The sequence below is a fragment of the Nonomuraea sp. NPDC026600 genome, from assembly GCF_040638335.1.
GTDB lineage: Bacteria > Actinomycetota > Actinomycetes > Streptosporangiales > Streptosporangiaceae > Nonomuraea.
In genome coordinates, this window is record NZ_JBEZYD010000039.1 from 55,430 (window position 1) to 79,666 (window position 24,237).

At 68.6% G+C, this 24,237-nt stretch carries 23 protein-coding genes; 9 read left to right on the forward strand and 14 right to left on the reverse strand.

Going from position 1 to position 24,237, the window contains the following annotated elements; all coding sequences use genetic code 11:
- Window positions 1-38 precede the first annotated feature (38 nt).
- Window positions 39-638 carry a dihydrofolate reductase family protein gene (locus AB0F17_RS52700; RefSeq protein ID WP_358040403.1) on the forward strand — a complete coding sequence of 200 codons (600 nt, stop codon included), beginning with the start codon at window positions 39-41 and terminating at the stop codon, window positions 636-638.
- On the opposite strand, the gene AB0F17_RS52705 is transcribed toward AB0F17_RS52700, so the two are convergent.
- From AB0F17_RS52705 to AB0F17_RS52720, 4 genes are all read right to left on the reverse strand, one after another.
- The gene (locus AB0F17_RS52705) at window positions 628-2,013 is read right to left on the reverse strand and encodes a hypothetical protein (protein ID WP_358040406.1); all 1,386 of its coding nucleotides are present in this window, start codon (window positions 2,011-2,013) and stop codon (window positions 628-630) included. The genes AB0F17_RS52700 and AB0F17_RS52705 overlap by 11 nt on opposite strands.
- Window positions 2,014-2,166: 153 nt before the next feature.
- The gene (locus AB0F17_RS52710; RefSeq protein WP_358040409.1) at window positions 2,167-2,808 is read right to left on the reverse strand and encodes an RloB family protein; all 642 of its coding nucleotides are present in this window, start codon (window positions 2,806-2,808) and stop codon (window positions 2,167-2,169) included.
- A 41-nt stretch (window positions 2,809-2,849) separates the two neighbouring features.
- Complete coding sequence (locus tag AB0F17_RS52715) at window positions 2,850-4,085, reverse strand: ATP-binding protein (RefSeq protein WP_358040411.1); 1,236 nt, start codon at window positions 4,083-4,085, stop codon at window positions 2,850-2,852.
- A 325-nt stretch (window positions 4,086-4,410) separates the two neighbouring features.
- Window positions 4,411-5,004, reverse strand: a complete 594-nt coding sequence (locus AB0F17_RS52720; protein WP_358040414.1) for a TetR/AcrR family transcriptional regulator — start codon at window positions 5,002-5,004, stop codon at window positions 4,411-4,413.
- A gap of 120 nt (window positions 5,005-5,124) precedes the next feature.
- Between AB0F17_RS52720 and AB0F17_RS52725 the strand changes: the two genes are divergently transcribed.
- The 3 genes from AB0F17_RS52725 (at window position 5,125) to AB0F17_RS52735 (ending at window position 7,213) form a co-directional block, all read left to right on the forward strand.
- The gene (locus tag AB0F17_RS52725) at window positions 5,125-6,504 is read left to right on the forward strand and encodes an MFS transporter (RefSeq protein ID WP_358040417.1); all 1,380 of its coding nucleotides are present in this window, start codon (window positions 5,125-5,127) and stop codon (window positions 6,502-6,504) included.
- A gap of 11 nt (window positions 6,505-6,515) precedes the next feature.
- Complete coding sequence (locus tag AB0F17_RS52730) at window positions 6,516-6,926, forward strand: organic hydroperoxide resistance protein (protein WP_358040420.1); 411 nt, start codon at window positions 6,516-6,518, stop codon at window positions 6,924-6,926.
- Between the two features lie 137 nt (window positions 6,927-7,063).
- Window positions 7,064-7,213 (forward strand): hypothetical protein, encoded by a 150-nt coding sequence (locus AB0F17_RS52735; protein WP_358040423.1) that lies wholly within the window; start codon window positions 7,064-7,066, stop codon window positions 7,211-7,213.
- A 254-nt stretch (window positions 7,214-7,467) separates the two neighbouring features.
- On the opposite strand, the gene AB0F17_RS52740 is transcribed toward AB0F17_RS52735, so the two are convergent.
- The 6 genes from AB0F17_RS52740 to AB0F17_RS52765 form a co-directional block, all read right to left on the reverse strand.
- The gene (locus AB0F17_RS52740) at window positions 7,468-8,463 is read right to left on the reverse strand and encodes a LacI family DNA-binding transcriptional regulator (protein ID WP_358040426.1); all 996 of its coding nucleotides are present in this window, start codon (window positions 8,461-8,463) and stop codon (window positions 7,468-7,470) included.
- A 65-nt stretch (window positions 8,464-8,528) separates the two neighbouring features.
- Window positions 8,529-9,899, reverse strand: coding sequence for a GH1 family beta-glucosidase (locus AB0F17_RS52745; protein WP_358040429.1), 1,371 nt, complete (start codon window positions 9,897-9,899; stop codon window positions 8,529-8,531).
- Complete coding sequence (locus AB0F17_RS52750; RefSeq protein ID WP_358040432.1) at window positions 9,896-10,699, reverse strand: carbohydrate ABC transporter permease; 804 nt, start codon at window positions 10,697-10,699, stop codon at window positions 9,896-9,898. Before AB0F17_RS52750 ends, AB0F17_RS52745 begins: the two co-directional genes overlap by 4 nt.
- Window positions 10,696-11,652, reverse strand: coding sequence for a sugar ABC transporter permease (locus AB0F17_RS52755; protein ID WP_358040435.1), 957 nt, complete (start codon window positions 11,650-11,652; stop codon window positions 10,696-10,698). Before AB0F17_RS52755 ends, AB0F17_RS52750 begins: the two co-directional genes overlap by 4 nt.
- On the reverse strand, window positions 11,649-12,944 hold the full coding sequence (locus tag AB0F17_RS52760) for an ABC transporter substrate-binding protein (RefSeq protein ID WP_358040438.1): 1,296 nt from the start codon (window positions 12,942-12,944) through the stop codon (window positions 11,649-11,651). Before AB0F17_RS52760 ends, AB0F17_RS52755 begins: the two co-directional genes overlap by 4 nt.
- Window positions 12,945-13,163: 219 nt before the next feature.
- On the reverse strand, window positions 13,164-13,601 hold the full coding sequence (locus tag AB0F17_RS52765) for a hypothetical protein (protein WP_358040441.1): 438 nt from the start codon (window positions 13,599-13,601) through the stop codon (window positions 13,164-13,166).
- Between the two features lie 143 nt (window positions 13,602-13,744).
- Between AB0F17_RS52765 and AB0F17_RS52770 the strand changes: the two genes are divergently transcribed.
- Window positions 13,745-14,179 (forward strand): hypothetical protein, encoded by a 435-nt coding sequence (locus AB0F17_RS52770; protein ID WP_358040444.1) that lies wholly within the window; start codon window positions 13,745-13,747, stop codon window positions 14,177-14,179.
- 8 nt (window positions 14,180-14,187) lie between these two features.
- On the opposite strand, the gene AB0F17_RS52775 is transcribed toward AB0F17_RS52770, so the two are convergent.
- On the reverse strand, window positions 14,188-15,078 hold the full coding sequence (locus AB0F17_RS52775) for a serine/threonine-protein kinase (RefSeq protein WP_358040447.1): 891 nt from the start codon (window positions 15,076-15,078) through the stop codon (window positions 14,188-14,190).
- A gap of 42 nt (window positions 15,079-15,120) precedes the next feature.
- Window positions 15,121-16,869 (reverse strand): N-6 DNA methylase, encoded by a 1,749-nt coding sequence (locus AB0F17_RS52780; protein ID WP_358040450.1) that lies wholly within the window; start codon window positions 16,867-16,869, stop codon window positions 15,121-15,123.
- A 76-nt stretch (window positions 16,870-16,945) separates the two neighbouring features.
- Between AB0F17_RS52780 and AB0F17_RS52785 the strand changes: the two genes are divergently transcribed.
- Together AB0F17_RS52785 and AB0F17_RS52790 are read left to right on the forward strand one after the other, a co-directional pair.
- Window positions 16,946-17,716, forward strand: coding sequence for a protein phosphatase 2C domain-containing protein (locus AB0F17_RS52785; RefSeq protein WP_358040453.1), 771 nt, complete (start codon window positions 16,946-16,948; stop codon window positions 17,714-17,716).
- Window positions 17,717-17,905: 189 nt separating this feature from the next.
- The gene (locus AB0F17_RS52790) at window positions 17,906-18,859 is read left to right on the forward strand and encodes a CHAP domain-containing protein (RefSeq protein ID WP_358040456.1); all 954 of its coding nucleotides are present in this window, start codon (window positions 17,906-17,908) and stop codon (window positions 18,857-18,859) included.
- Between the two features lie 3 nt (window positions 18,860-18,862).
- On the opposite strand, the gene AB0F17_RS52795 is transcribed toward AB0F17_RS52790, so the two are convergent.
- Window positions 18,863-19,903: a glucose 1-dehydrogenase gene (locus AB0F17_RS52795; RefSeq protein WP_358040459.1), complete on the reverse strand. Its 1,041-nt coding sequence runs from the start codon at window positions 19,901-19,903 to the stop codon at window positions 18,863-18,865.
- A 91-nt stretch (window positions 19,904-19,994) separates the two neighbouring features.
- Between AB0F17_RS52795 and icmF the strand changes: the two genes are divergently transcribed.
- Window positions 19,995-23,270 carry a fused isobutyryl-CoA mutase/GTPase IcmF gene (gene icmF, locus AB0F17_RS52800; protein ID WP_358040462.1) on the forward strand — a complete coding sequence of 1,092 codons (3,276 nt, stop codon included), beginning with the start codon at window positions 19,995-19,997 and terminating at the stop codon, window positions 23,268-23,270.
- A gap of 1 nt (window position 23,271) precedes the next feature.
- Here the strand turns inward: icmF and AB0F17_RS52805 are convergent, their stop codons facing one another.
- Window positions 23,272-23,583, reverse strand: a complete 312-nt coding sequence (locus tag AB0F17_RS52805; protein WP_358040465.1) for a hypothetical protein — start codon at window positions 23,581-23,583, stop codon at window positions 23,272-23,274.
- A 146-nt stretch (window positions 23,584-23,729) separates the two neighbouring features.
- On the opposite strand from AB0F17_RS52805, the gene tpx reads away from it, so the two are divergent.
- Window positions 23,730-24,230, forward strand: coding sequence for a thiol peroxidase (tpx, locus tag AB0F17_RS52810; protein ID WP_358040468.1), 501 nt, complete (start codon window positions 23,730-23,732; stop codon window positions 24,228-24,230).
- The last annotated feature ends 7 nt before the right edge of the window (window positions 24,231-24,237 follow it).

The window sequence follows — 24,237 nt, forward strand, 5'->3', positions numbered from 1 at the left end:
CGGCGCGAGACGAGCGCCGGAACGTGGGAGGCAGTGAGATGAGCAAGGTCACCTGTGACATCGCGATGTCCGTCGACGGCTTCGTGGCGGGACCGAACCAGAGCCTGGCGAACCCGCTCGGCGAGGGCGCGGAGGAGTGCCTGCACCGCTGGATGTTCGACGAGCCCGAGGCGCACGCGGCGGTGATCGAGGGCATCACCGCGGCCGGGGCCTTCATCATGGGCCGCAACATGTTCGGCCCCGGCCGCGACGCCTGGGACCTGGACTGGAGCGGCTGGTGGGGCGACGAGCCGCCGTACCACGCGCCGGTCTTCGTCCTCACCCACCACCCGCGCGAGCCGCTGCCGATGAAGGGCGGCACGACGTTCACCTTCGTCACCGAGGGGATCGAGGCGGCCCTGGCCCAGGCGCGCGAGACTGCCGGCGACCGCGACGTCGCCATCGCGGGCGGCGCGAGCACGGTGAACCAGTACCTGGCGGCGGGGCTGATCGACGAGCTGCGCCTGCACGTCGCGCCGGTGATCCTGGGCAGGGGCGAGCGGCTGTTCGACGGCATCGGGGACACCACCCTCGAACCCGTCGGCGACGTGTCGGGCACCGGCCTGGTCACGCACCTGACATACCGCGTCATCCGGTAGCCAGGCCTGGCGGACTCCTGTTGGTCGTGCTTGCGTTGGGGCAGATGTTCATGCCGGCGAAGGTGCGGTCGCGGAGGGAGAGCAGCGCGCGGCGAACGCCGAGCGACGCGCGGCCAAAGCGATGAGCCAGTTCAACGCTCCCCGTCTCGCAGCCGAAGAAGAAGCCGCCAAGGTGCTGGCTGATGCCCGCAGACAGGCTGATGAGATCGTCTCGGCTGCCAGAGCCGGGGCTGACCAAGCGGTCGGCCGTAGGCCCGCTAGGGGACACGTCTCGATCCTCGGCCTGAATGTTGTAGAGCATCTCGCAGGCCTCAGTGATCAGCTTCCGCTGGTTGTCCAGACTGGCGTCTCTGGCGAACGCCTTGAAGTACGTCTGGTCCTCGGCGCTCTGGGTCACCAGGGTGAAGTCCGTCAGGTTCACCACGGCCAAGGCCAAGGTGCGAAGGCGGTTAAGGTCCCGTGCGGACCTGCCGCTGACTCTTCCGGTGACATAACCTCCCACCTGCCGCTGGGTCTCGTCGAGGAACAGCTTGACGAAAATCTCGCTGGTGGCCAGGAACACATGAGCCATCTGGACGCACGCGAACATTCGCGCGATCTGATCAGCAGGCGACTCGGCCGGAACCCAGCCATATAGCGTCTTGGGCTCGAGAACGCAGGTCGCCCAGTCGTAATGCAGCTTGCCGTGATATTCGAATTCGATGGCTTTTCCGGCGTCAATTCCCCTGGCGGCCAGCAGCTCTACGAGCAACCGGTCGTCGCCCTCATCGATACACGCGATCACGTCGGTGAAGCTGGTGAAAAGGGTCGACTCCGTGTATCCGTCCGCGTCCGTCTCCGTTCTCGGCGGGGGCCGCCGAGACAGCTCCGCCAGCAGGTTGTCCTGATCCACCGCCGCTGTCGCGTGATCGCGGGCCATGCCGAGCAGCGCGAGTGAAATCGACGGGACATAGGCAGCGAACTCAAAGCATTGCGACATCCCCTTCAAGAAGAGCCGGGGGATACCCGGTTCGAACTCCAGGTGGGCCAAGACCGTGCCGACGGCATAGATCGTCAGTTCGCAGCGCGAAACAGGATGCGTGGAGATGTGGTGGGCCAGGCCACGGTGAAACTCGTCCCTGGACATGCCCAGGTTGACGTCCCAGTCCGTCTCCATCTCCGGACGTAGGAGTTGCCGCCGAGCCGCCGCCCGCCAGCGACCGATGAGCGCGGGCTCCTGCGTAAGGAGTTCGACCACCAGCCCTTGACCTAGCGGGTACCGCAGTCCAACCATCCCGATATCAGGCTGCGCGGCTGCCCGCTCGCTCCGGAAAGCGGCGTCCTCCACACCCCACGACACCCCGACGTCAAAATAGCCGAGCAGTGCGAGTCTCATACGTTGCTCCGCTGGGCGTCGCGCGAGTCCCCTATGGGACGGAGTATGCGACAGCCAGGCGCGGCTGGCCAGATCGGGACGCGGCAGATGTGAGGCCGGTGACACAGCGCCAGAAAGGCAAATGTGACCGGCATCTCGCCGGAGTATCACAGTTCAGCAGACCACGATGCCGAGCTCGACCAGCAGCCTCCAGACATCCGTCGAAGGAACACGGTCAAGCACCTTACAGTCGTCCGCATGTCCCTTCTTGGCCGTGCAGGCCAAGCTCGGACAGTTGGTGATCAGATTTTTCGCCCGGCTGACGGCGTCTTTCTCCCTGCCGTCCAGTGCCTGCCGACAGGCGGCGCTGAGGTGTTTTTCGAAGTCACGAAAGGCGCGGTGAGCAGCTCTCAGCCGGTTCTGTACGTTCTTGGGGGTATGCGCCCCCGCCGCCCCTGACCCGAAGTGAAGCAGCAACCAGAGTTCGAAGCACGGGTGAGAGAACGCGACCCGCACCCCCATTGCCTCGGCTCGTGCGTGGGACCGCTCGACATGGCTGTGGTCATCTCGGTCGAAGAACGCCCACACCTGCTCGCGCCCAGGATCATCCAACTCGCTGAGCTTTTCGAGTGCCCAATCCACTACTTCGTGGGGCTTCAAACCCTTGCGCTTCCAGAGGACATGAATCTCGAAGGTCCGTGGATCACCGCAGAACCGATCCTCCAGATAACCAAGATAATCCCGCTCGGTGCTTTCCCCTTCCACCACGGCATAGATCACTTCGCGCTTCCGGCCTTCGGTCACCGAGCGCGGCACGCGTGCACCACCTGTCGGTGGACCCTGCTTCCTGACTCTGCTCACGCGTCCGCCTCGGCGGCTCGCTGCTCGACTTCTACGGCCATGCCGCCAAGCCCGATACGCGGCACCCCGCCATATCTCCCGCGCAGATATCCGCGCTCCAGACTCTCGTCCGCACGCACGCCCACCGAGGTGAGCGGGTAGAGCTCAGACTCGCCGGTCTTTCGCTTCTCCGTGATCCACACCTGCTCCCGGTTCAGCGGACGCTCGACGTGAGCCCTGCTCAGCAATGTGGCATCGTGCCCGGTGAACACGAGTTGCGCGCCCAGAGGGTTGGCAACAGGGTCCTCGAAGAGCCGGACGACCTCGGCGACCAGCACCGGATGCAAGCTGGAATCGAGCTCGTCAACCAGCAGCACCGCTCCATCGTCGAGTGCTTTGAGCAGGGGCCCCAAAAGAGCGAACCAGGCGAGCGTGCCGAAGGACTCCTGGTGGAAGTCGAACGGCACCGGACCGTCTTTGCCGTGATGGAGGAGGGAGACCTCGGGCATTTCCTCGCCCCGGTCTTCGACCTCGACTCCGGTCACTCCCAGGTCGGCGACGGTTATCAGCCCCTCGACACGGCGACGGAACTCGGGGTTCAGGAGCTTCGAGCGGGTGTAGACGTCGCGCTGATGTGGATCGTCACCCGGGCTGACCAGCCACAAATTGTCCTTGAACCAGTTGTGCAGCGGCATCAGCTGCTTCATCTGAAGCGATCCGGCAGCCGTGAGAAACAGCGCGTTGGGCCGCGTGTACTCGACCACCGGCTTCTTGGCGCCCTTCAGCCGGTCACTGGGAAACCGGTATTCATCCCCATCCCGGTCGGCGTCCCGGTCGAACCAGACCTGCCGGCGACGGCTCCCTTGCGGGAAGACATGCAACCATTCCGTTTCGACTCGCTCGTCGGACACCTCGAATCCGTAGACGTATCTGTCCCCTCCGATGACCACGTCGACCTCGAACAATGAGGCTTCGTTCATCGCCTCGCGATCCAGGGCGAACGGTCGCCGCGGCACGCCTTTGAGACGTGCCCAGTCAGCCACCGAATCGAGAACGGCGTGGCGCATCCACCGCATGGCATCGAGCACATTCGTCTTGCCGGAGGCGTTGGCGCCGAAGACGGCGGCTACCGGGGAGATTCGAAGGCTGTGGACGGTGCGTGCTGCGCGGTCGCCTCCATCTGGAGCCAGTAGCGACAGCTCGAACTCTCCGCGAAACGACAGGACGTTCGCCGCTCGGAACCCTGCCAGCATGCCCGATCCTCCCACATCGATGAGGTGTCCTTCATCATTCTAAGAATGTCTGCGTTAGAAATCCACGACAGATGGCTTGGAATCCGACTCATTTCCTGATCGTATGAAGGTGGGTCCTGGCGGGGAGGGCAAGGGACATCGCTCAACTACGACAGGGCATGGAGCCCATGGGTGATCAAGGTTCCCTATGGAAGTGGTTCAGGCCGGGACTCCCGATCTGACGCTTTCCCCGGGCCGCTCTGCAGGCCGCTCCCGGGCCATATGCCCGCCCAAGCCGACCGCCCGGAACGCCACCCGCGCCCTTCGGTCGAGAGGCGGGTCGTCCTCAGGGGCCGGGGACGGGCGCGGGGACGTGCTGGTCGATGAGGATGCGCGCGGCGGCGACGGATCGGGCGGCGGGGCCGGAGGGGCCGAGCGTGGCCGCGTTGGCGTAGAGGCCGGAGATGATGAGCATCAGCATGTCGGCCAGGGCGTCGGGATCGGTGGCGCGTGCCGCGGTGGCGAGGGCGCACAGCCGCTCGCGTAGCCGGCCGAGGTGGTCGACGGCCTCCCGTCGGCCGGGGTGGCCGGGGTCGCGGAACTCCGCCGAGGTGTTGTAAAAGGTGCATCCGTGGGCGTCGGAGCCCTGGGCGCTCTCCTGGGCGTACTCCACGATGGCCAGGAGCTGGCGGACGGGGTCGCCCTCGTGCCGGGCGATCGCGCTGTCGATCTGTGCCCAGGCCTGGTCGTGCAGCTCGCCCACCCAGGCCCTCACCAGCTCGTCCTTGCTGGTGAACTCGCGGTAGAGCGCGCTCTTGCCGAGCCCCGTCTCCTCGACGACCTGCTGCATGCCCACGGCCCGCGCGCCCTGCTCGCCGAACAGGCGGGCGGCCGTCTGGAGAATGCGCCGGCGGGTGCCGGGAACCGGTCTGCGCGTCACCGTCGAGTCCCTTCGCGAGGAGTTCAAGAATCTACGTTTGACAGCGTAGCGCCCTGCGCCCAAGATTGGACCGATCAGTCCGGACCGATCGGTCCATTTTGAATGGGGGTGTGTTCTTATATGACCGAGACCGCGGCTGGCACCCGGAGCGGGAATGCCGGCCTGCTGCTCGCGGTGATGTCCGCCGTACAGTTCCTGGACGCGATGGACATCGCCAGCATCGGGCCCGCGCTGCCGCTCCTCCAGCGTGACCTGGGCATGTCGCCCGAGACGTTGCAGTGGGTGGTGAGCGGCTACGCGCTGGGCTTCGGTGGATTCCTGCTGTTAGGCGGGCGGCTGGCCGATCTGTTCGACCGCAGGAGGCTGTTGCTCGGCTGGCTGGCGGTGTTCGTCGTCGCCAGCCTCGTCGGCGGTCTGACCAGCGATGGCCTGTTTCTCGTGATCGCCCGCCTGCTCAAGGGCGTCAGCGCCGGCTTCACCGCGCCGGTGGCCATGGCGCTGTTGCTGGACACCTTCCGCGAGGAACGGGCCCGCAACCGCGCGCTGGGGACCTTCCTGGCCATCTCCTCCTCCGGCTTCTCGCTGGGCCTGGTGTTCGGAGGGGCGCTGGCACAGCTCGACTGGCGGCTGGTCTTCCTGCTGCCCGCGGCGGTCGGCGTCGTCGTCGCGCTCGTGGCCGCCGCGGTGGTGCCGCGGGACCGAACGCGAAGAACCCGAACCGGGCGCCTGGACGTCCTCGGCGCGATACTGGTCGCGGGCGCCGCGATCACTCTCGTGTTCGGAGTCAGCCAGGCCTCCATCGTCGGCTGGAGCCATCCGCTCACCTTGGCAGCGCTCGGCGCGTTCCCTCTCCTGCTCGCCCTGCTCCTCGTCGTGGAACGCAGGCATCCGGCGCCGCTCATACCGTTATCGATCTTCGCCAGGGCAGGGCTGGTGCGGGCGAACGTCGGCATGCTCATGTTCGGCGCCTATGTGGCCTTCCAGTTCGTCCTGACGCTCTATTACGAGGGCACGCTGGGTTGGTCACCGCTGCAGACGGCGCTCTCCTTCCTGATCGGCGGCCTGCTCACCGGCACCACAGCCAGATACGGGGCGGCGGCGGTGACCAGGTTCGGCGCCTGGCCGGTCGCCACCGCCGGGCTGTTCCTGCTCGCCGCCGGCTACACGGTCTGGGCCGTACTGATCGGCCGAGCCGAACCGCTGGCGGTCCTGCTCATCCAGCAAGTGCTGGGCGGGGTCGGGTTCGCCGCCGCCTACTCGGCGCTCAACATCGCCGCCGTGGCGGGCGCGGGACAGGAGGAGCAGGGCCTGGCGTCGGGCCTGTTCAACGCCAGCGCCCAACTCGGTACCAGCCTGGTCACCGCCGTCACCGCCACCATGCTCGTCGCCAACGGCGGCGCGATCGTGGGTGGCTACCGGGCCGGCCTCTGGACAGTCGTCGCCGTGTCCCTGGCCATCACGCTGCTGTCGGCCCTGGGCACGAGAACTCCACAACCATGAAGGGAAATCCCATGCGCATCTACACTGCCACCGCCACTTCCGAAGGCCGCAACGGCCGGGCGGTCTCCTCGGACGGCCGACTGGACGTCCAGCTCGCCCTGCAGAAAGAGCTGGGCGGCGACGGCGTCGGCACCAATCCCGAGCAGCTCTTCGCCGCCGGGTACGCCGCCTGCTTCGCCACGTCCATGAAACTCGTGGCGGGCCAGCAGGGCCTCGACGTGTCCGACGCCTCGGTCACCGCGGAGGTCGGCCTGTCGCCCAACGGCAAGGGCGGCTACGAGCTGGACGCCGTCCTGCGCGTGAAGCTGCCCGACACCCTCACCGCAGAGGAGGCACGAACCCTCCTGGACACCACCCACCAGGTGTGCCCCTACTCCAACGCCACCCGCGGCAACATGCCCGTCGAACTGCTCCTCGACTGACGAGCACGACGCCCGCCCCAAAGGGCCGATGCCTGACGAAAGCAAGGGCGCGGCCCAGCTGATCGTCCACTGTGTGGCGTCCCGTCCGGCTCCGTCCGTTTCGTTTCGCAACGGGCGGAGAGCTGGGAGGAGCCCCGATGCCGATAGAGAAGGTCGCGGCGATCGCCGGGCTGGTCGGCGGGTTGTCGGCGACGGGTGTGACGGCGGCGAGTGCCGTGGCGAAAGCGCCAGAGGCCGGTGAGCTGAGCGCGATTGAGATCGATGACTACGTGCGCGTCCATGGGTAATCAAGGTTCCCCATGGAAGTGGTTCAGCGCCGGGGGCGCGGGGGCCGGCAGGCCCCCGCCGAATGGCGAAGCCCCAAAGAAGGCAGCCCGAGCGAAAGCGAGGACCATGCTGGTAAATGGGGGCGTCAGCCCCCGGCAACACAGCCCGACCCTCGGGGAGGTCCTTGCTTTTAGGCGGACTCGCGAAGCTTTTAGGCGGACTCGCGAAGCTTTTAGGCGGACTCGCGAAGCTTTTAGGCGGACTCGCGAAGCTTTTAGGCGGACTCGCGAACGACCAGTTCGGTGGGCAGGATGATGGGCTCGGCGGAGCCGCCGGTGAAGAGGCCCAGCAACAGTTGCACCATGGCCGCCGCCTGGTCGGCGACCGGGTGTCGCACGGTGGTCAGCGGTGGTTCGGTGTACTTGGCGGCCTCTATGTCGTCGAAGCCCACCACCGCCACGTCGTCCGGCACTCGCCGTCCGGCCAGGCGGAGTGACTGCAGTGCGCCCACCGCCATCAGGTCGTTCGCCACGAAGACGGCGTCCAGCCCGGGGTCGTCGCCCAGGAGCTGGCGCATGGCCACCGCGCCGGATTCCCGGGTGAAGTCGCCTACCGCGACGATGGAGCGGCGGTCGGAGTCGCGCAGGATGTTGCGATAGCCCGTCAGGCGGTCCTGGCCGCCGATCATGTCCTGCGGGCCGGCGATCGTGGCGATTCGGCGTCTGCCCGACTCGACCAGGTGGCGGACCGCTGACTCGGCGCCGCCGACGTTGTCGTTGTCGACGTACGGGATGTCGATGGGGACGGCGGGCCTGCCGTACGAGACGACCGGGACGCGCAGGCGGGACAGTGCGGTGGGGAGCGGGTCGGCGCCGTGCATGGAGATGAGCATGACGCCGTCCACGTGGCCGCCCGCGATGTAACGCTCCACGCGCGCGTGGCTCTTGGCGGAGGAGGCCAGCATGAGGACGACCTGCTTGTCGGCCGCCTCCAGCTCGACGCTGGCCGAGCGGATGGCCGTGGCGAACATCGGGTCATCGGAGAACACCCTGGTCGGCGGCTCGGAGACGACCAGGGCGATCGAGTCGGTGCGCTGGGTGACCAGGCTGCGCGCCGCCGGGTTGGGCAGGTAGCCCAGCTCGTCGATGGCGCGTAGCACGGCGTCGCGGATGTCCGGCGCCACCGTCGTCTGCCCGTTGACGACCCGGGACGCGGTGGCGCGCGAGACCCCCGCACGTGCGGCGACCGCCTCCAGCGTCGGCCGCCTCATGGCCGCGCCGCATCAGGGCGGGCGGTCGCATGGTCTTGCGCCATGTGGGAGAGCACGGAAGGAATCTACAGCCCGTTCCTGCCGATCACGTCCCGATACCACAGCGCACTGTCCTTCGGCAGGCGAGCCAGCGTCTCGTAATCCACGTGCACGATCCCGAACCTGCGCCGGAACCCCTCCGCCCACTCGAAGTTGTCCAGCAGCGACCACACCAGATAGCCCCGCAGGTCGGCCCCCGCCGCGATGGCCCGGTGCACCTCGCGCAGGTGTCCCTCCAGGTAGGCGACCCGGTCGGTGTCGTGCACCCGGCCGTCCGCCACGACGTCGTCGAAGGCCGCGCCGTTCTCGGTGACCATCAGGCCGACGCCCGGGTAGTCCCGCGAGAGCCGTACCAGCAGCCTGGACAGGCCGTCCGGCACGATGGGCCAGCCCATCGCGGTGGTGGGCGCGTCGGCGGTACGGAAGCAGACGTCCTCCGAGCCCGGCCACGCGAGGTCGGCGGGGGAGCCGGGGCCCGCCTCCACGACGCAGGGGTTGTAGTAGTTGATCCCGATCTGGTCGATCGGGGCGTTGATGATCTCCAGGTCGCCGTCGAGGATGTGGTCGGTGCCGCCGTTGCGCTCGGCCGCCTCCAGCACCTCGGCGGGGTAGCTGCCGTGGAGGGCGGGGTCGAGGAACTGCCTGGTCAGCAACGTGTGGATGCGGTGCACGGCAGCCGCGTCTGCGGTGCCGGGGGCCGCCTGCGGGTCGTTGACCTGGGCGGGGGTGAGCACGGGGGCCGAGTTGACGACGAGCATGATGTTCTCGGCGCCCAGCGAGCGCAGCCGCCCGGCGGCCAGGCCGTGGCCCAGGAGCAGGTGGTGCGCCGAGCGCATGGCGTCCGCGGCCCGCCTGCGGCCGGGCGCGTGCACGCCGTTGCCGTAGCCGAGGTAGGCGGCGACCCACGGCTCGTTCAGCGTGGTCCAGTGGGCGACGCGGTCACCCAGCTTCTCGTGTACGGCCTGCGCATATTCGGCGAAATAATACGCCGTATCCCGATTTGTCCAGCCGCCCTCATCCTCAAGCGCCTGCGGCAAATCCCAGTGATAAAGCGTGACATAAGGTGAAATGTCGGCGGCCAGTAGTGAATCCACCAGCCGGGAGTAGAACCCGAGCCCCTGAGGATTGACCTTCCCGCGACCGTCCGGCTGGATCCGCGGCCACGCGATCGAGAACCGGTAGGCCGCCAGCCCCAGCTCCCGCATCAGCGAGACGTCATCGCGATACCGATGGTAATGGTCACAGGCCACATCCCCGGTCTCGCCGTCCGCCACGTTCCCGGGGCTGTGGGAGAAGGTGTCCCAGATGGACTGGCCCCGCCCGTCCTCCTTGACCGCCCCCTCGATCTGGTAGGAGGCGGTGGCGGCCCCCCAGACGAAGTTCTCCGGAAAAATCATCCCTTGACAGCTCCTTGCATGATTCCGCCGATGATCTGCTTGCCGAACAGGACGAAGACCAGCACCAGCGGCAGGGTTCCCACCGCCGTGCCGGCCAGCCCCAGGACGTAGTCGTTGACGTATCCGCTGGCCAGTGTCGACAGGGCGACCTGCACCGTCGGGTTGTCCGGGTTCAGGACGACCAGCGGCCAGAAGTAGTCGTTCCAGGCCGACATGAACGTCAGCATGCCGAGCACCGCCGCCGCGGGCCGCGCGACGGGCAGCACGACGTGCCAGAACAACCCCCACGTCGTGCACCCGTCCACCCGGCCCGCCTCCAGCAGCTCGGTCGGCAGCGCCCTGGACAGGTACTGCGTCATGAAGAACACACCGAAGGCGTTGACCAGGGCCGGCACGATCAGCGCGTAGTTCGTCCCGGTCCATTCGAGTTTCACCATGAGCAGGTAGAGCGGGATGATGCCGAGCTGCGTCGGCACCATCATGGTCGCGACCGTGACCAGCAGCATGATGTTCTTGCCCCTGAAGCGCAGCTTGGCGAAGGCGAACCCGGCCAGCGTCGAGAAGAACATCACCGCGAGGGAGATCGACCCCGCCACGATGACCGAGTTCGCCAGCGCGAGCCCGAAGGGCACGGTGTCGAAGACCCGGGCCACGTTGGCGAAGAAGTTCCCGCCGGGCAGCAGCGGCGGCGGCACCTCGGCCAGCGCCGAGTTGTGCCGGGAGGCCACGACCACGCTGTAGTAGAGCGGGAACGCGGAGAAGAAGGCCACCGCGGTCAGCGTCAGGTAACGCAGCCTCATACCAGCCCGCCCTTCACCCGCCGGGTCAGCAGGTAGTTCACGCCCGCCACGACCACCACGGCCAGGAACATCAGCCAGGACGCCGCCGAGGCGTAACCGAAGTCGAACTTGGTGAACCCCTGCTCGTACACGAACAGCGCCAGCGTCTGGAACTGCCGGTCGGGCCCACCGCTGACCGCGCCGCCGCCGGCGCCGCTGCTCGCCCCGAACAGCAGCGGCTCGGCGATGATCTGCATCGCGCCGATCGAGGAGACGATGACGACGAAGATGATCGTGGGCCGGATCATCGGGATGGTGATCCGACGGAGCTGAGTGAAGCCGGACGCCCCGTCGAGGGTGGCGGCCTCGTACAGTTCACGCGGTACGGCCTGCATCGCGGCGAGGAAGATCAGCGCGTTGTAGCCGGTCCAGCGCCACATGATCATCGTGGACAGTGCGACGTGCGAGCTCGCCGTGCCCGCCGCCCAGTCGACGCTGCCGGCCCCCAACCAGGACAGCACCCAGTTGATCATCCCGAAGTCCCGGCCGAACAGCTGACTGAAGATCACCACGACGGCCACCACGCTGGTGACGTTGGGCAGCAGCAGCGAGATCCTGAACAGTGTCTGCATCCGCAGCCGCCGGTTCAGCAGGTGCGCCAGCCCGATGGCCAGCAACAGTTGCGGCACGGTCGACAGCACCCCGATGGACAGCGTGTTGAACGTCGCGTTCCAGAAGTAGCCGTCGGCGAGCAGCGTGCCGAAGTTCTTCAGCCCGACGAACGTGTGCTCCTCGGACAGCAACGTCCAGTCGTGCAGGCTCACCCAGGCCGTGTAGGCGAGGGGGAACAGCCCGAAGGCGCAGAACAGCAGGAAGAAGGGGGCGACGTAGGCGTACGGCGACACCCTCACGTCGAGGGTGTGCCGCACGCTGCGCCCGCGCCGCCTGGCGACGGTGAGCGGAAGGGAGCTCATTTGATCTTCTTGACGTCCTCGAGCACCTGGGCCCACGCCTGGTCGGGAGTCTGCTTACCCTGCTCGACCCGGCCGAGCCCGTCCCCGATCACCGTGCGGACGTCGGCCTCCTTCGGGCCGAGATGCTGCGGCTTGAGCGACTTGGCGGCCGCGGAGTAGATCTTGCCGATCGGCGCGTCGCCGAAGAACGGCTTGGTGAAGTTCTGGATCGACGGGTCGTCGTACAGCGCCGGGATCGACGGGAACGTGCCCTCCTCCTTGAACACCTTGGCCTGGTTGTCCTTGGAGGTGAGGAAGTCGATCAGCTCGGCCGCCTCCTTGGGGTGTTTGCTCTGCTTGGGGATCATCAGATGTGAGCCGCCGCTGTTGCCCGAACCACCGGGTACAGGAGCGATGTCCCACTTGCCGGACGCGTCCTTGGCCTGTTCCTGGATGAACCCGGTCATCCACGCCGGGCAGATGATCGTGGCGAACGACCCCTTGGCGAAGCCGGTGTTCCACGGCGGCGAGAAGGCCGCGAGCTTGGCGGTGAGCCCGTTCTGGGTGAGCTGGTTGGACAGGTCCCACGCCTTCTTCACGTCGGGGTTCGTGGCCACGATGATCTGGTCCTGGGCGTCGTAGAGCCCGATCGGCGCCTGGTTCACCATGGCGCGGAAGATCTCACCGGGGGCGTCGACGAACTTGGTGCCCGACACGCCGGCCGCCGCGAACTTCTTACCGGTCTCGATGTACTGCTCCCAGGTCGGCCAGAGCCCGCCCACCTCGGTACGGTCGGTCGGCAGCCCGGCCTTCTTGAACAGGTCCTTGCGATAGCACATGGCCAGGCCGCCCACGTCGGTGCCGAGGCCCAGCACCTGCTGCCCGTCCTTGCTCAGGCCCTGCTGCCACTTCCAGTCGAGGTAGTCGCCCTGCCGCTTGTCGAGCCCGTACTGCTTGAGGTCGACGAACTTGCCGGGCTGGGCGGTGAACGTGCTGATGTAGCCCACCTCGACGGCCTCGACGTCACCCGCCCCGGCGTTCGTGGCCAGCCGCTTGACCAGGTTGTTGTGGTGGTCGTTGAACTGGGTGACGTTCTCGGCGATCTCGATGTTCGGGTGGGTCTTCTTGTACTCCTCGTAGAGCGGCTTGAAGCCGAAGTCGCCGAAGAGGCCGACGGTCAGCTTGACCTTCTCTCCGGGTGCGGCCGCCGTGCCGGCGGTGTTGTTCGCGCCGCCGCCTCCACACGCCGATGCCAGGGCGAGGAGGGAGGCGGTGAGCAGGGGTACGGCGAGCTGCCGGAAGCGGGGGGTCATGGAGCCCTCCAAGGTTTCGGGGGAGACTGAGAGAGCGCTCTCACGACAGATTCGTGGCGATAACATGGGCCTGTCAACGAGTGTTAGATAACGATCCGAGCTATCGAGAGAGCGCGTTCACAACTTCGGCCCGTCTGTCGCTCCGCCGCGTCCGCGCGCTCGCGGGCACCGGAATGTGGCGGAAATGTGGCGATTATGTGGTGGCCTGAAGGAGATTGATCACACGAACCCCGAGAGGAACGAGGGCGAGGAGGTGCTGGTCGGAGACCTGGAGGCGGGCACGTTCATCTCGATCCCCGCCGTCGGCGGCGTGGTGATCGCCGCGCTCATGAACGGCGCGACCATCGAGGAGACGGCCAGGCGGGCCGAGGAGTACGCGGGCGAGCCCGTGGACGTGCCCGCGTTCGTGGAGACCCTGCGCGAGCTGGGCTTCCTCGACGAAGACGACTCCGGCGACGAGCGGATGCCCGTCGCCACCGCGCCCATCCAGGGCCGCCGCTGGCTGAGCGGCCCGCGCCCGGAACTGGCCAGACCACTGTTCGGCCGCGTCGCCTGGTTCGGGTACGGCGCCGCCGCCCTGTTCAGCCTGGCCGCGCTGGTCCTCGTGCCCGCGCTCAGGCCCGACCCCGCCGGTGACGCCTTCGCCGTGTCCGACATCGGGCTCGGCGCGTTGCTGGTCTACCCGATCACGCTGGTGCTGGCCGCGGTGCACGAGGGCTGGCACTGGCTGGCGGCCCGCGCCCTGGACATCCCGGCGCGGTTCGGCATCGACCAGAGGATGGCGTTCCTGACTGGGCGCCGTGGCGTACATCCTGGTCTTCCAGATGGTCTGGCAGTGCATGGTCTTCCTGCGCACCGACCTGTACGCGGTGCTGATCACCTGGCTGCGCTGCAAGGACCTGTGGCGGGTCAAGACGCTCCTGCTCCGCCGGGCCTTCGGCCGGCTCCGCGAGGGCGAGGCGGAGGAACTGGCCGCCGCCGACCCGCGGGACGTGCGGGCCGGGCTGTGGTTCCGCTGGCTCTGGCTGGCGGGGCTGTTCGTGGTGGCCGCCTGGCTGGCCTTCTTCGCCCTGCCCGTGCTGGTGAGCCTGCTGCGGTGGACGGCGGCCGAGGTGGCGGCCGGGCCTGCCGCCTGGCGGTTCTGGTACGCGCTGGCGTGTACGGCCCTGCTGCTCGGGCCGTGGCTCGCCGTGGCCGGGCTGGCGGTCAGGAGCCGCCTCACCCGCCGGCGGTGAATCCCGGGCTAACCGCTGAGGACGCGGCCGACCATCCGGGCGTACATCCGGCCCGGGCTCGGCGACCTGGTCAGGAAGCCGGGCAGCATCGGCAGGCCGACCGCGAACGGCTCCAGCCGCTCGTACAGCGTGTCGGCGTCGGCGGGCCGGTCGCCCGGCTTCTTCTCCAGCAGCCCGGCCAGGAGCGCGCCCAGCGCCTCCGGCAGGTCCGGGATCGCGGGCGGACGCTCCTTGACCTGCTTCTCGAAGACCACGTAGTCGGTCGGCCCGGTGAACAGCTGGCGGCCCGTCAGCATCTCGTGCAGCACGCAGCCCAGCGCGTAGAGATCGCTGCGCGGCTCGGCGATCCCGTGCTGGATCTGCTCGGGAGCCATGTATGCGGGCGTGCCGAGGATCTGGCCGATCCTGGTGAACGTGGTGACGTCGGCGTCCCGCAGCAGGGCCAGCCCGAAGTCGAGCACCTTCACGCTGCCGTCGGGGCAGAGCATCAGGTTGGTCGGCTTGAGGTCGCGATGGCAGATCGACAGGGAGTGGGCGGCCGACAGGACCGCGCACGCCTGGGCGGCGATCGCGGCGGCCCACGGCACCGGCAGCGGGCCGTGCTCGCTGACCACGTCGGCCACCGTGACGCCCTCGATGAACTGCATCACCTGGTAGAGGCGCTGCTCGTGGGTGCCGAAGTCGTAGAGCACCGGGGCACCCGGATGCTCCAGCCTGGCCAGGATGCGCGCTTCGCGGATGAAGCGGCGCTCCAACTCCTCATCGGGGCCGCTCGGCAGGTGGAGCAGCTTCACCGCCACCCGGCGGTCGAGGTGGCGGTCGTGGCCCGCGTAGACGGCCCCCATGCCGCCCTGGCCGAGCGGGAGATGGTCGAGCACATATCGGTCACCGATGACCATTGGCCCCTCCCCGCCGCCCCTTTTCGGGAAAAAACTACACCGTCAAGATTGCGGGTGCAGGTGGCCGTCGGTCAGGCCGTCGAGGCCGAGCCGGATGAGTGTCTGACCGAGCGCCGAGGTCTCGCGCAGCGCGTCTTCGAGCACCGCGAGCTGTCTGAAGGCTTCACCGTAGGACTTCTGGTCCTTGAGCGGGAGGCGGGGCAGGCGGGTGCGGCGCACGTCGAAGCGGCTGGAGCCGGTGGTCGCGCGCCCGCCGGCGGCCCGCAGGTGGCCGGCCAGGAAGTCGGGGTCGAGGCGGCGCGCGTCGACCCGGTAGAGCGTCAGATGCGGGCCGAGCACGCAGCCGCCCTCGGCCATCACCCGCACGCTGGAGTAGGACGCCACCACGTCGCCCGGCTGGACCTGGACGAGCCCCTGCTGCGCCGGGGCCCGGCCGGAGGCCGTGGCGCCGCTGGTCACGTCGTCGGCGGTGAGCATCGAGACGTCGCCGCCGCCGGTCGCCATCTTGGGCGGCGCCTGGAGCGTGGTCAGCAGGCCCTCCTTGATCAGGTCGCCGACCGTGGTGACGGGCTGGTCGAGCGGCTCGTCGAGCACCTTGAGGTCGGGCGGGCTGGCCGCCGCGGCCAGAAACCGGTCGCGGGCCTCGGTGAACGCCCGCCCGAGGTCGTCGCGCCGCTGGTGGCGGGCCGGGGTCATGTCGACCTCGTCGGCCAGCAGGTCGATGATGCGTACGGTCTGGTCGGAGCGGTCGTCGAGATAGGCCCGCCACGCCGGCCCGACGACGGAGTGATCGGCCGTGGCGTCGACGATCAGCACATCGGACGGCGGGCGCTCGCCCGCGGCCGGGCGGCGCAGCAGCCACAGGTCGGAGCCCGCCAGCGCGACCACGGCACGCAGGGCGCCGGCGCGCAGCAGGTTGGCCCGGATCCGCCGGCCCGCCTTGCGGCTGGCCGCGGCCGGGGGCATCAGCATGGCCACCATGCCGCCGGGCCTGACATGGGTGAGGCAGTGCTGGACCCAGGCCAGCTCGGGCTCGCCGCGCGGCGGCAGGCCGTACTCCCAGCGGGGATCGCCGGTCAGCTCCTCGTAGCCCCAGGCCCGCTCGTTGAACGGCGGGTCGCAGATGACCGCGTCGGCCTTCACCCCGGCGAAGCCGTCGTGGCGCATCGAGTCGCCGGGCACCACCTCCGCCTCGGCGCCGCGCAGCCGCAGCCGCGCGGCGGTGATGAGCGCCGAGGTATCGCTGAGGTCCTGGCCGAGCACCTTGGCGGTCCCGGAGTTCAGCAAGAGGGTGCCGACGCCGCAGGCGGGGTCGAGGATCGTCGCGCCGTCGGTGTGGACGAGCCCGACCATCAGCTCGGCCACGTCGTCACGCGTGACGGAGAGCTGGCGGGAGTGCGCCTCCAGGTAGCGTTCGCAGAGGAATTCGTAGGCGGTGAGCGGATCGTGCTGCTCGGCCAGCTCGGCCAGCAATCCGGCCAGCTCGGGCTCCAGCTTGCTCTCGCCTGTGGTCAGCAAGAGGCCGGCCTGGGCCACCAACTCGCCCAGCCGCAAATCGCCGGCGGCTTTCAGGCGTTGCCACACGCGATCTCCCAGTGAGACCTGGTAGGACTTCCCATAGCGCCGCAACCATGATTCGACCTGGCGCAGCGAGAACAACGGCTGATTGGCGGTGCCGCCGATGGGCAGAGGGAAGTCGTCGTGGCGGCGGCGCCAGTTGCTCACCGCGGCCCGCCCGACACCGGCGAGCCGGGCTATGTCCCCGGCGTTCACGGTCGGGTCGTGGGTCATGGAGCCCACAGTAGTTCACAAGAGTCTTCAGTGCATCTGCTTGTGAAGTCTTTCAACCAATGATTTACTGCTGGGTATGAAGCACAACATCCGCTATGCCGCCGGATCAGACGTGGGCCGCCGCAGGGAGCAGAACGAGGACTCCGGCTATGCGAGTGGCCGCTTGATCGTGGTGGCCGACGGGATGGGCGGACACGCGGCCGGCGAGCTGGCGAGTTCGGCTGCGATCGCCGTCATGCGCGAGCTGGATGCCACGCTTCCCGAAACGGGCTCGGACCTGGAGGCCGCCCTGGAGGGTGCCGTGCACGAGGCGGCCCGCAGGCTGGTGGAGCTGGCGGACATCGACCCCGCGCGCAGGGGGATGGGGACCACGGTGACCGCCATGCTGTGGGACGGTTACCGGTTCGCCCTTGCTCATCTCGGTGACTCCCGCGGATACCTGCTGCGCGATGGTGCTCTCTACCAGATGACCAAGGATCACACACTTGTGCAGTCCATGGTGGACGAAGGACGGATAACAGAGGATCAGGCCGCAGTGCACCCGCGCCGGTCGATGGTGCTGCGCGTGCTGGGCAGCGAGGGCCGGGCGGAGCCGGACATGGCGCTGCGCGAAGCCGAGCCGGATGATCGCTATCTCCTCTGTTCTGACGGGCTCACCACCGTGCTCGGGCCCGAGGTCCTGCACGAGGTGCTGACCACGGTGACAGACCCGGCGGCGGCCGTCCAGCGGCTGATCGACCTGGCCAACGAGGGCGGCTCGCCGGACAACGTGACCGTGATCGTCGCCGACGTGGTGGCGCCGGGCGCGGGCGACGAGCAGATCTTCCGGGTGGGTGCGGGAGCCTGAGTACGGTCCCGCGTAGTAGTCAGTCCCACCAGCCTCACCAGTCACATAGCCGAAATTTCGCCTCATAGGTTGACACTTTCCTAGTGTTCGGCGCGCGGGCGCGATGTCGCTACTACAGTCCATCGTGATCTGCCGGTTTTTCTGGAGGAGTGGATCCTGGACTCGATCGCGGCAAGTCTGCTGAAAGAGGTGCGTGGGGAGGTCGGCTACCGCGAGAAGGGCGGCCAGCTCACCAAGTTCGGGCAGTGGTACGCGGATCGCGTCAAGGACCCGCAATACCGGGACGCGCCGTGGTGCGACATGTTCATCGCCTGGGCGGCCGACAAGGCCGGGGTCGGTGACTACGTCGGCCAGTTCGCCTGGACCCCCTCGCACGCGGCCTGGTTCATCAAGCAGGGCGCCTGGTCCCAGCAGCCCGAGCCCGGAGCCCTGGTCTTCTACGACTGGGGAGGTGGCAAGAGCTACAAGGGCATCGATCACGTCGGCATCGTCGAACGGATCGACGGCAAGAAGATCCACACGATCGAGGCCAACGTCGACCGCGTCTGGCTCAAGCGCAAGTCCCGCGACATGCACAAGGACGTCGTCGGGTACGGCCTGCCGCGCCTGGTGCAGGCCAACGCCACGCCGAACGACATCCGGTCCACCGAGCACCCGCTGGCCCGCCAGCCGCAGCCGGCGCCGCAGGGATCGCCGTTGGACGTCCTGGGGTCCCCGCTGGCCCTGCTCACCGTGATGGTGCTCACCACGGTCCTGGTCTCCTTACGCCTGGCGGGCCGCCGCCGCGGCACCCACCGCCGCTTCACCTGGCCATGGAAGGCGTCCGGCAAGCCCGCGGCCACCGAGCCCCCGCCCGCGAAGCCGCAGTCCGGCAGCCCCAAGCCGCGCCCCGCCACCGAAAAGCCGGCGCAGTCCGCCGCCGCCAAGTCCGCCGCCGCCAAGCGAGCGTCGGCCAAGCGTTCCGCCGCCGCCAAGTCGGCAGCGCGTACCGGTGCGAAGGACACGAGATCCGCCAGCTACGCCGAGGCGCCTCTCGAGCCGGTCCGGGTGGGTGGCCCGCCCGATCCGCCCAGGGCTCTCGTGCCCGCGCAGACCCCCCACCACTCCACCACCCGCCGCAAGCCGTACGAACCGCGTTCCTGACCGTCACAGGTCGATGACGACCTTGACGTCGTCGGTGCCCGGCTGGAACGCCTCGAACGCCCGCTCCAGCGGCAGCCGCCGGGTGATCAGCCGCTCCAGCCATCCGAGATCCGCCGCGGCCAGCGCGTCGGCGGCGAGCCGGAAGTGGTGCTGGTTGCCGTTGACCGATCCGAAGACCACGCTGTTCGTGAGCACGAGGTGGCGGTTGGCCCCTTCCACGTCCATCGGCAGCGGCGCGCCGGACGGGGAGACGCCCGTGAGGCAGACGATGCCGGCGGCGGCGGTGCGGGTCATCGCGTCGATGATCAGCCGCCCGGTGCCCGTGGCCTCGATGATGACGTCGGGCCGGAGGTCACCGACCGCGTCGAGCGCCGAGCCGCTGTGGTAGGTGCCGCCGAGCGCGGTCACCAGCTCCGGCTTGAGCCCGCCGGCGACCCGGTCGAGCACGTGCACCTCCAGCCCGCGCTGCCTGCCGAGCAGGGCCGCGAGCAGGCCGATCGGCCCGGCGCCGGTGATGAGTGCCGAGCGCGGCTCGAACCCGGCGCGTGAGCCTATGCGCTCGATGTGCTCCCAGGCCTTGGCGACCACCGACGCCGGCTCGATCAGCATGCCCACCGGCTCCAGCGCCGGATCCAGCGGCACCGCGTAGCCGGTCTCGACGGTCCAGTGCTCGCTGCCGTACCCGTCGAGCTCCTTGATGCCGCGCTCGGTGTAACGGCCGTTGCGGCACATGTCGAACTCGTCCCTGGCGCACGCCGGGCACGGCTCGGGGTCGGGGCGGCGCACCACGCCGACCACGAGGTCACCGGGGGAGAAGCCGGAGTCGGCGGGCGCCTCGATCACCCGGCCGAGCGACTCGTGGCCGAGGATCATGCGCCGGTCCGACGGCCAGCCGAACTCGGCCGCGGCGAGCTCCCTGTCGGTCCCGCACACACCCACGGCCAGTCCCCGCACCAGGAGTTCGCCCGGCTTCGGCGCTGGATCGGGGACCTCTTCCACCGCGAGAGATCCCTGTACACCCGGCTGCAACGTCAGTGCTCGCATGCCGGGATTACTACCCCGCCGGGAAACGTTGGGAATTAGTAGGACGTCCTAGTATCTTGTTGGGGTAGCCCCCACAAAGGAGTGATCAGGCGTGCACGTACCGGTGAACCCTGTCCGTTTCGTGACCGCCGCGGCGCTGTTCGACGGCCACGACGCGGCGATCAACATCATGCGGCGGATCCTCCAGTCGCAGGGGGCGGAGGTCATCCATCTCGGGCACAACCGTTCCGTGGACGAGATCGTCACCGCCGCCGTCCAGGAGGACGTCCAGGGCGTGGCGATCAGCTCCTACCAGGGCGGCCACGTGGAGTTCTTCAGCTACCTGGTGGACCTGCTGCGCGAGCGTGGCGCGGGGCACGTGAAGGTGTACGGCGGTGGCGGCGGCGTCATCGTCCAGGACGAGATCGACCTGCTGCACTCCCGTGGCGTCACCCGTATCTTCTCGCCGGAGGACGGCCAGCGCTACGGCCTGCCCGGCATGATCAACAAGCTGATCGAGGAGTGCGACGTCGAGCTGGACGGCGTCCCCTCGGTCGAGGCCGTCGGCTCCGGCGACCAGGCGGCCCTGGCCAGGGCGATCACCCTGATCGAGTCGGGCCGCGCCCCCGCCGCGCTCCTGGAGGGCCTGCGTGCCGCCGGTGCCCGCCAGGGCGACACTCGCGCTCCTGTGCTCGGCATCACCGGCACCGGTGGCTCCGGGAAGTCGTCGCTCACCGACGAGCTCGTCCACCGCCTCCGCGTGGACAACGACGACAAGCTGCGCATCGCCATCATCGCGATCGACCCGACCCGCAGACGCGGCGGGGGAGCGCTGCTCGGCGACCGCATCCGGATGAACAGCCTCGGCCCGCAGACCTACTTCCGCTCGCTGGCCACCAGGGGCGCCGCCAACGAGGTCCCCGTCTGCCTCGACGACGTGATCACCGCCTGCCGGGCCGCCGGCTACGACCTGGTCATCGTGGAGACCCCGGGCATCGGGCAGGGCGACGCCGGGATCGTGCCGCACGTGGACGTGCCCATCTACGTCATGACCCCGGAGTTCGGCGCGGCCTCCCAGCTGGAGAAGATCGACATGCTCGACTTCGCCGAGGCCGTCGTGATCAACAAGTACGAGCGGCGCGGAGCGGAGGACGCCCTGCGCGACGTCCGCCGCCAGTTGGTCCGCAACCGCGAGGCGTTCGGGGTAGCGCCCGACGACATGCCGGTGTTCGGCACGATCGCCGCCCGCTACAACGACGCCGGAGTCACCGCGCTCTACCACCACCTCAAGGAGGTGCTGGTGGGCAAGGGCATGCGGACCGAGCCGGGCCTGCTGGCGCCGGTGCGCGGCCGGACGTCCCAGGTCGCCGCCGCGATCGTCCCCCCGCCGCGCGTCCGCTACCTCGCCGAGATCGCCGAGACCGTCCGCGACTACCACGCGGAGACGCTCGCCCAGGCGGAGGTGGCCCGCCGCCGTCAGCAGCTCACGGCCGTCCAGGCCCTGCTGGACGAGGGCGCGGCGGCCGCGACGGACGAGAGCCGGACCGAGGCCGCAACGGGCGAGAGCCGGACCGACGGCAGGCTGGCCGAGCTCGCGGCCACGGCCGAGAGCGAGCTGAGCGACGAGAGCCGCACGCTCCTGGACGGCTGGCCCGCCATCAAGGAGCAGTACACCGCCGATGAGCTGGTCGTGAAGGTGCGCGACCGGGAGATCCACACCCCCCTCTGGCGCGAGACCCTCTCGGGCAACCGCATCCCCCGGGTGGCCCTGCCCCGCTACACCGACCATGGTGAGCTGCTCAGGTTCCTGCGGAGCGAGAACCTGCCGGGCAGCTTCCCGTTCACCGCCGGGGTGTTCGCGTTCAAGCGGGACGACGAGGACCCCACCAGGATGTTCGCCGGAGAGGGCGATCCGTTCCGGACGAACAGGCGCTTCAAGCTGCTGTCCGGGGATCAGTCCTCGACGAGGTTGTCCACCGCGTTCGACTCGGTGACCCTGTACGGGCACGACCCCGACCTGCGGCCCGACATCTACGGCAAGGTGGGCACGTCCGGCGTGTCCATCGCGACACTCGACGACATGAAGGTGCTCTACGACGGGTTCGATCTGACGAGTCCCAGCACCTCGGTGTCGATGACGATCAACGGCCCGGCCCCGACGATCCTCGCCTTCTTCCTCAACGCCGCGATCGACCAGACACTCGAACGGTTCGAGGCCGAGCACGGGCGCCGCGCGTACGAGGAGGAGGAGCGTGAGCTGCGCGCGCGGACCCTCGCCACCGTCAGGGGGACCGTCCAGGCCGACATCCTCAAGGAGGACCAGGGCCAGAACACCTGCATCTTCTCCACGGAGTTCTCGCTGCGGATGATGGCCGACATCCAGGAGTGGTTCATCCGCAACAGCGTGCGCAACTTCTACTCGGTGTCGATCTCCGGCTACCACATCGCCGAAGCCGGGGCCAACCCGATCAGCCAGCTCGCCTTCACCCTGGCCAACGGCTTCACCTACGTCGAGGCGTACCTGGCGAGGGGGATGCGGATCGACGACTTCGCACCGAACCTGTCGTTCTTCTTCTCCAACGGCATGGACCCCGAGTACAGCGTGCTCGGGCGGGTGGCCCGCCGCGTCTGGGCGGTCGCGATGCGGGAGAAGTACGGCGCGGCGGAGCGGTCGCAGAAACTCAAGTACCACGTCCAGACCTCGGGCCGGTCCCTGCACGCCCAGGAGATGGACTTCAACGACATCCGCACCACCCTGCAGGCGCTGATCGCCATCTACGACAACTGCAACAGCCTGCACACCAACGCCTTCGACGAGGCCGTGACCACGCCGTCGGCCGACTCGGTGCGCAGGGCGATGGCGATCCAGCTCATCATCAACCGCGAGTGGGGCCTGGCCCGCAACGAGAACCCGCTTCAGGGCTCGTTCATCATCGACGAGCTCACCGACCTGGTGGAGGAGGCGGTGCTGCGGGAGTTCGAGCGGCTGTCGGAGCGGGGCGGCGTGCTGGGCGCCATGGAGACCGGCTACCAGCGCGGCAGGATCCAGGACGAGTCGATGCTGTACGAGTCGCGCAAGCACGACGGCTCGCTGCCCATCGTCGGCGTCAACACCTTCCGCAACCCGCGCGGCGACGAGCCCCACCAGAAGAAGGTGGAGCTCGCCAGGGGGACCGAGGACGAGAAGCGGTCCCAGCTCGACCGCCTGCACGCCTTCCACGACCGCAACCGGGCCGAGGCCCCCGCGGCGCTGGCCCGGTTGCGGGACGTCGCCATGTCGGACGGCAACGCGTTCGAGGTGTTGATGGAGGCGGCCCGCGTCTGCTCGCTCGGCCAGATCACGGACGCGCTGTTCGAAGCCGGGGGACAATACCGGCGCAACGTCTGAGTCAGCAGTACTTCGCGCCGTCGAACGTGCGGACGCCCCTGGGCACCTTGCTCCAGATGGTCCCCTTCGGGGCCACGGACTGGCAGGAGCCATCGGAGCCGTGCGTCCAGACGATCTTCATGTTCATCCAGCGGCCGCACCCGTTGTAGGCGTAGCCGGTCTTGGTGACAGTGCCGGTCTTCTGCCAGAGGCTCACGCAGGACGGGACCTTGCCCAGCGCGCTGGCCTGGGCGGGGGCGGCGGCCACCAGGCCGGCGGACGCGGCTCCGGCGATGACCAGAGCGGCGAGCGACTTGCGGAGGGTGATGTTCATTGTCGTGTTCCTCTCTCGATGTGTTCGATGTGCTCGATGAGAGGAAGGTAGGTCCGCGGGTGTTGAGGATCTGTTGAGGTTCTGTGCGGTCCCGTGGGCGTCGATAGGATTGCAGGTCGGGGCACTATCGCTAACTGGAGGTATTCATGTCCGACGTCACTTTCAAGGGCAACCCGATCACCGTGGGCGGCACGTTCCTGAAGCCCGGCGACCAGGCGCCCGCGTTCCAGCTGGTGGGCGGGGATCTGGGTGACACCACGCTGGCCGGTTTCGGCTCCGCGACCAAGGTGCTCAACATCTTCCCGAGCGTCGACACGGGCGTCTGCGCCGCCTCGGTGCGCCGGTTCAACCAGGTGGCATCCGAGCACCCCGGCGTCGCGGTGCTGTGCGTCTCGGCCGACCTGCCGTTCGCGCAGAAGCGGTTCTGCGGCAGCGAGGGGCTCGACAACGTGACCATGCTGTCGCTCATGCGGGGGCGCGAGTTCCTGCGCGACTACGGCGTGGCGCAGGAGACCGGGCCGCTGGCCGGCCTGGCCGCGCGCGCGGTCATCGTGCTCGACGGCGACAACCGGGTCATCTACGCCGAGCTGGTGCCCGAGATCACCCAGGAGCCCGATTACGAGGGTGCGCTGAGCGCGCTCAAGTAAAGCCGTA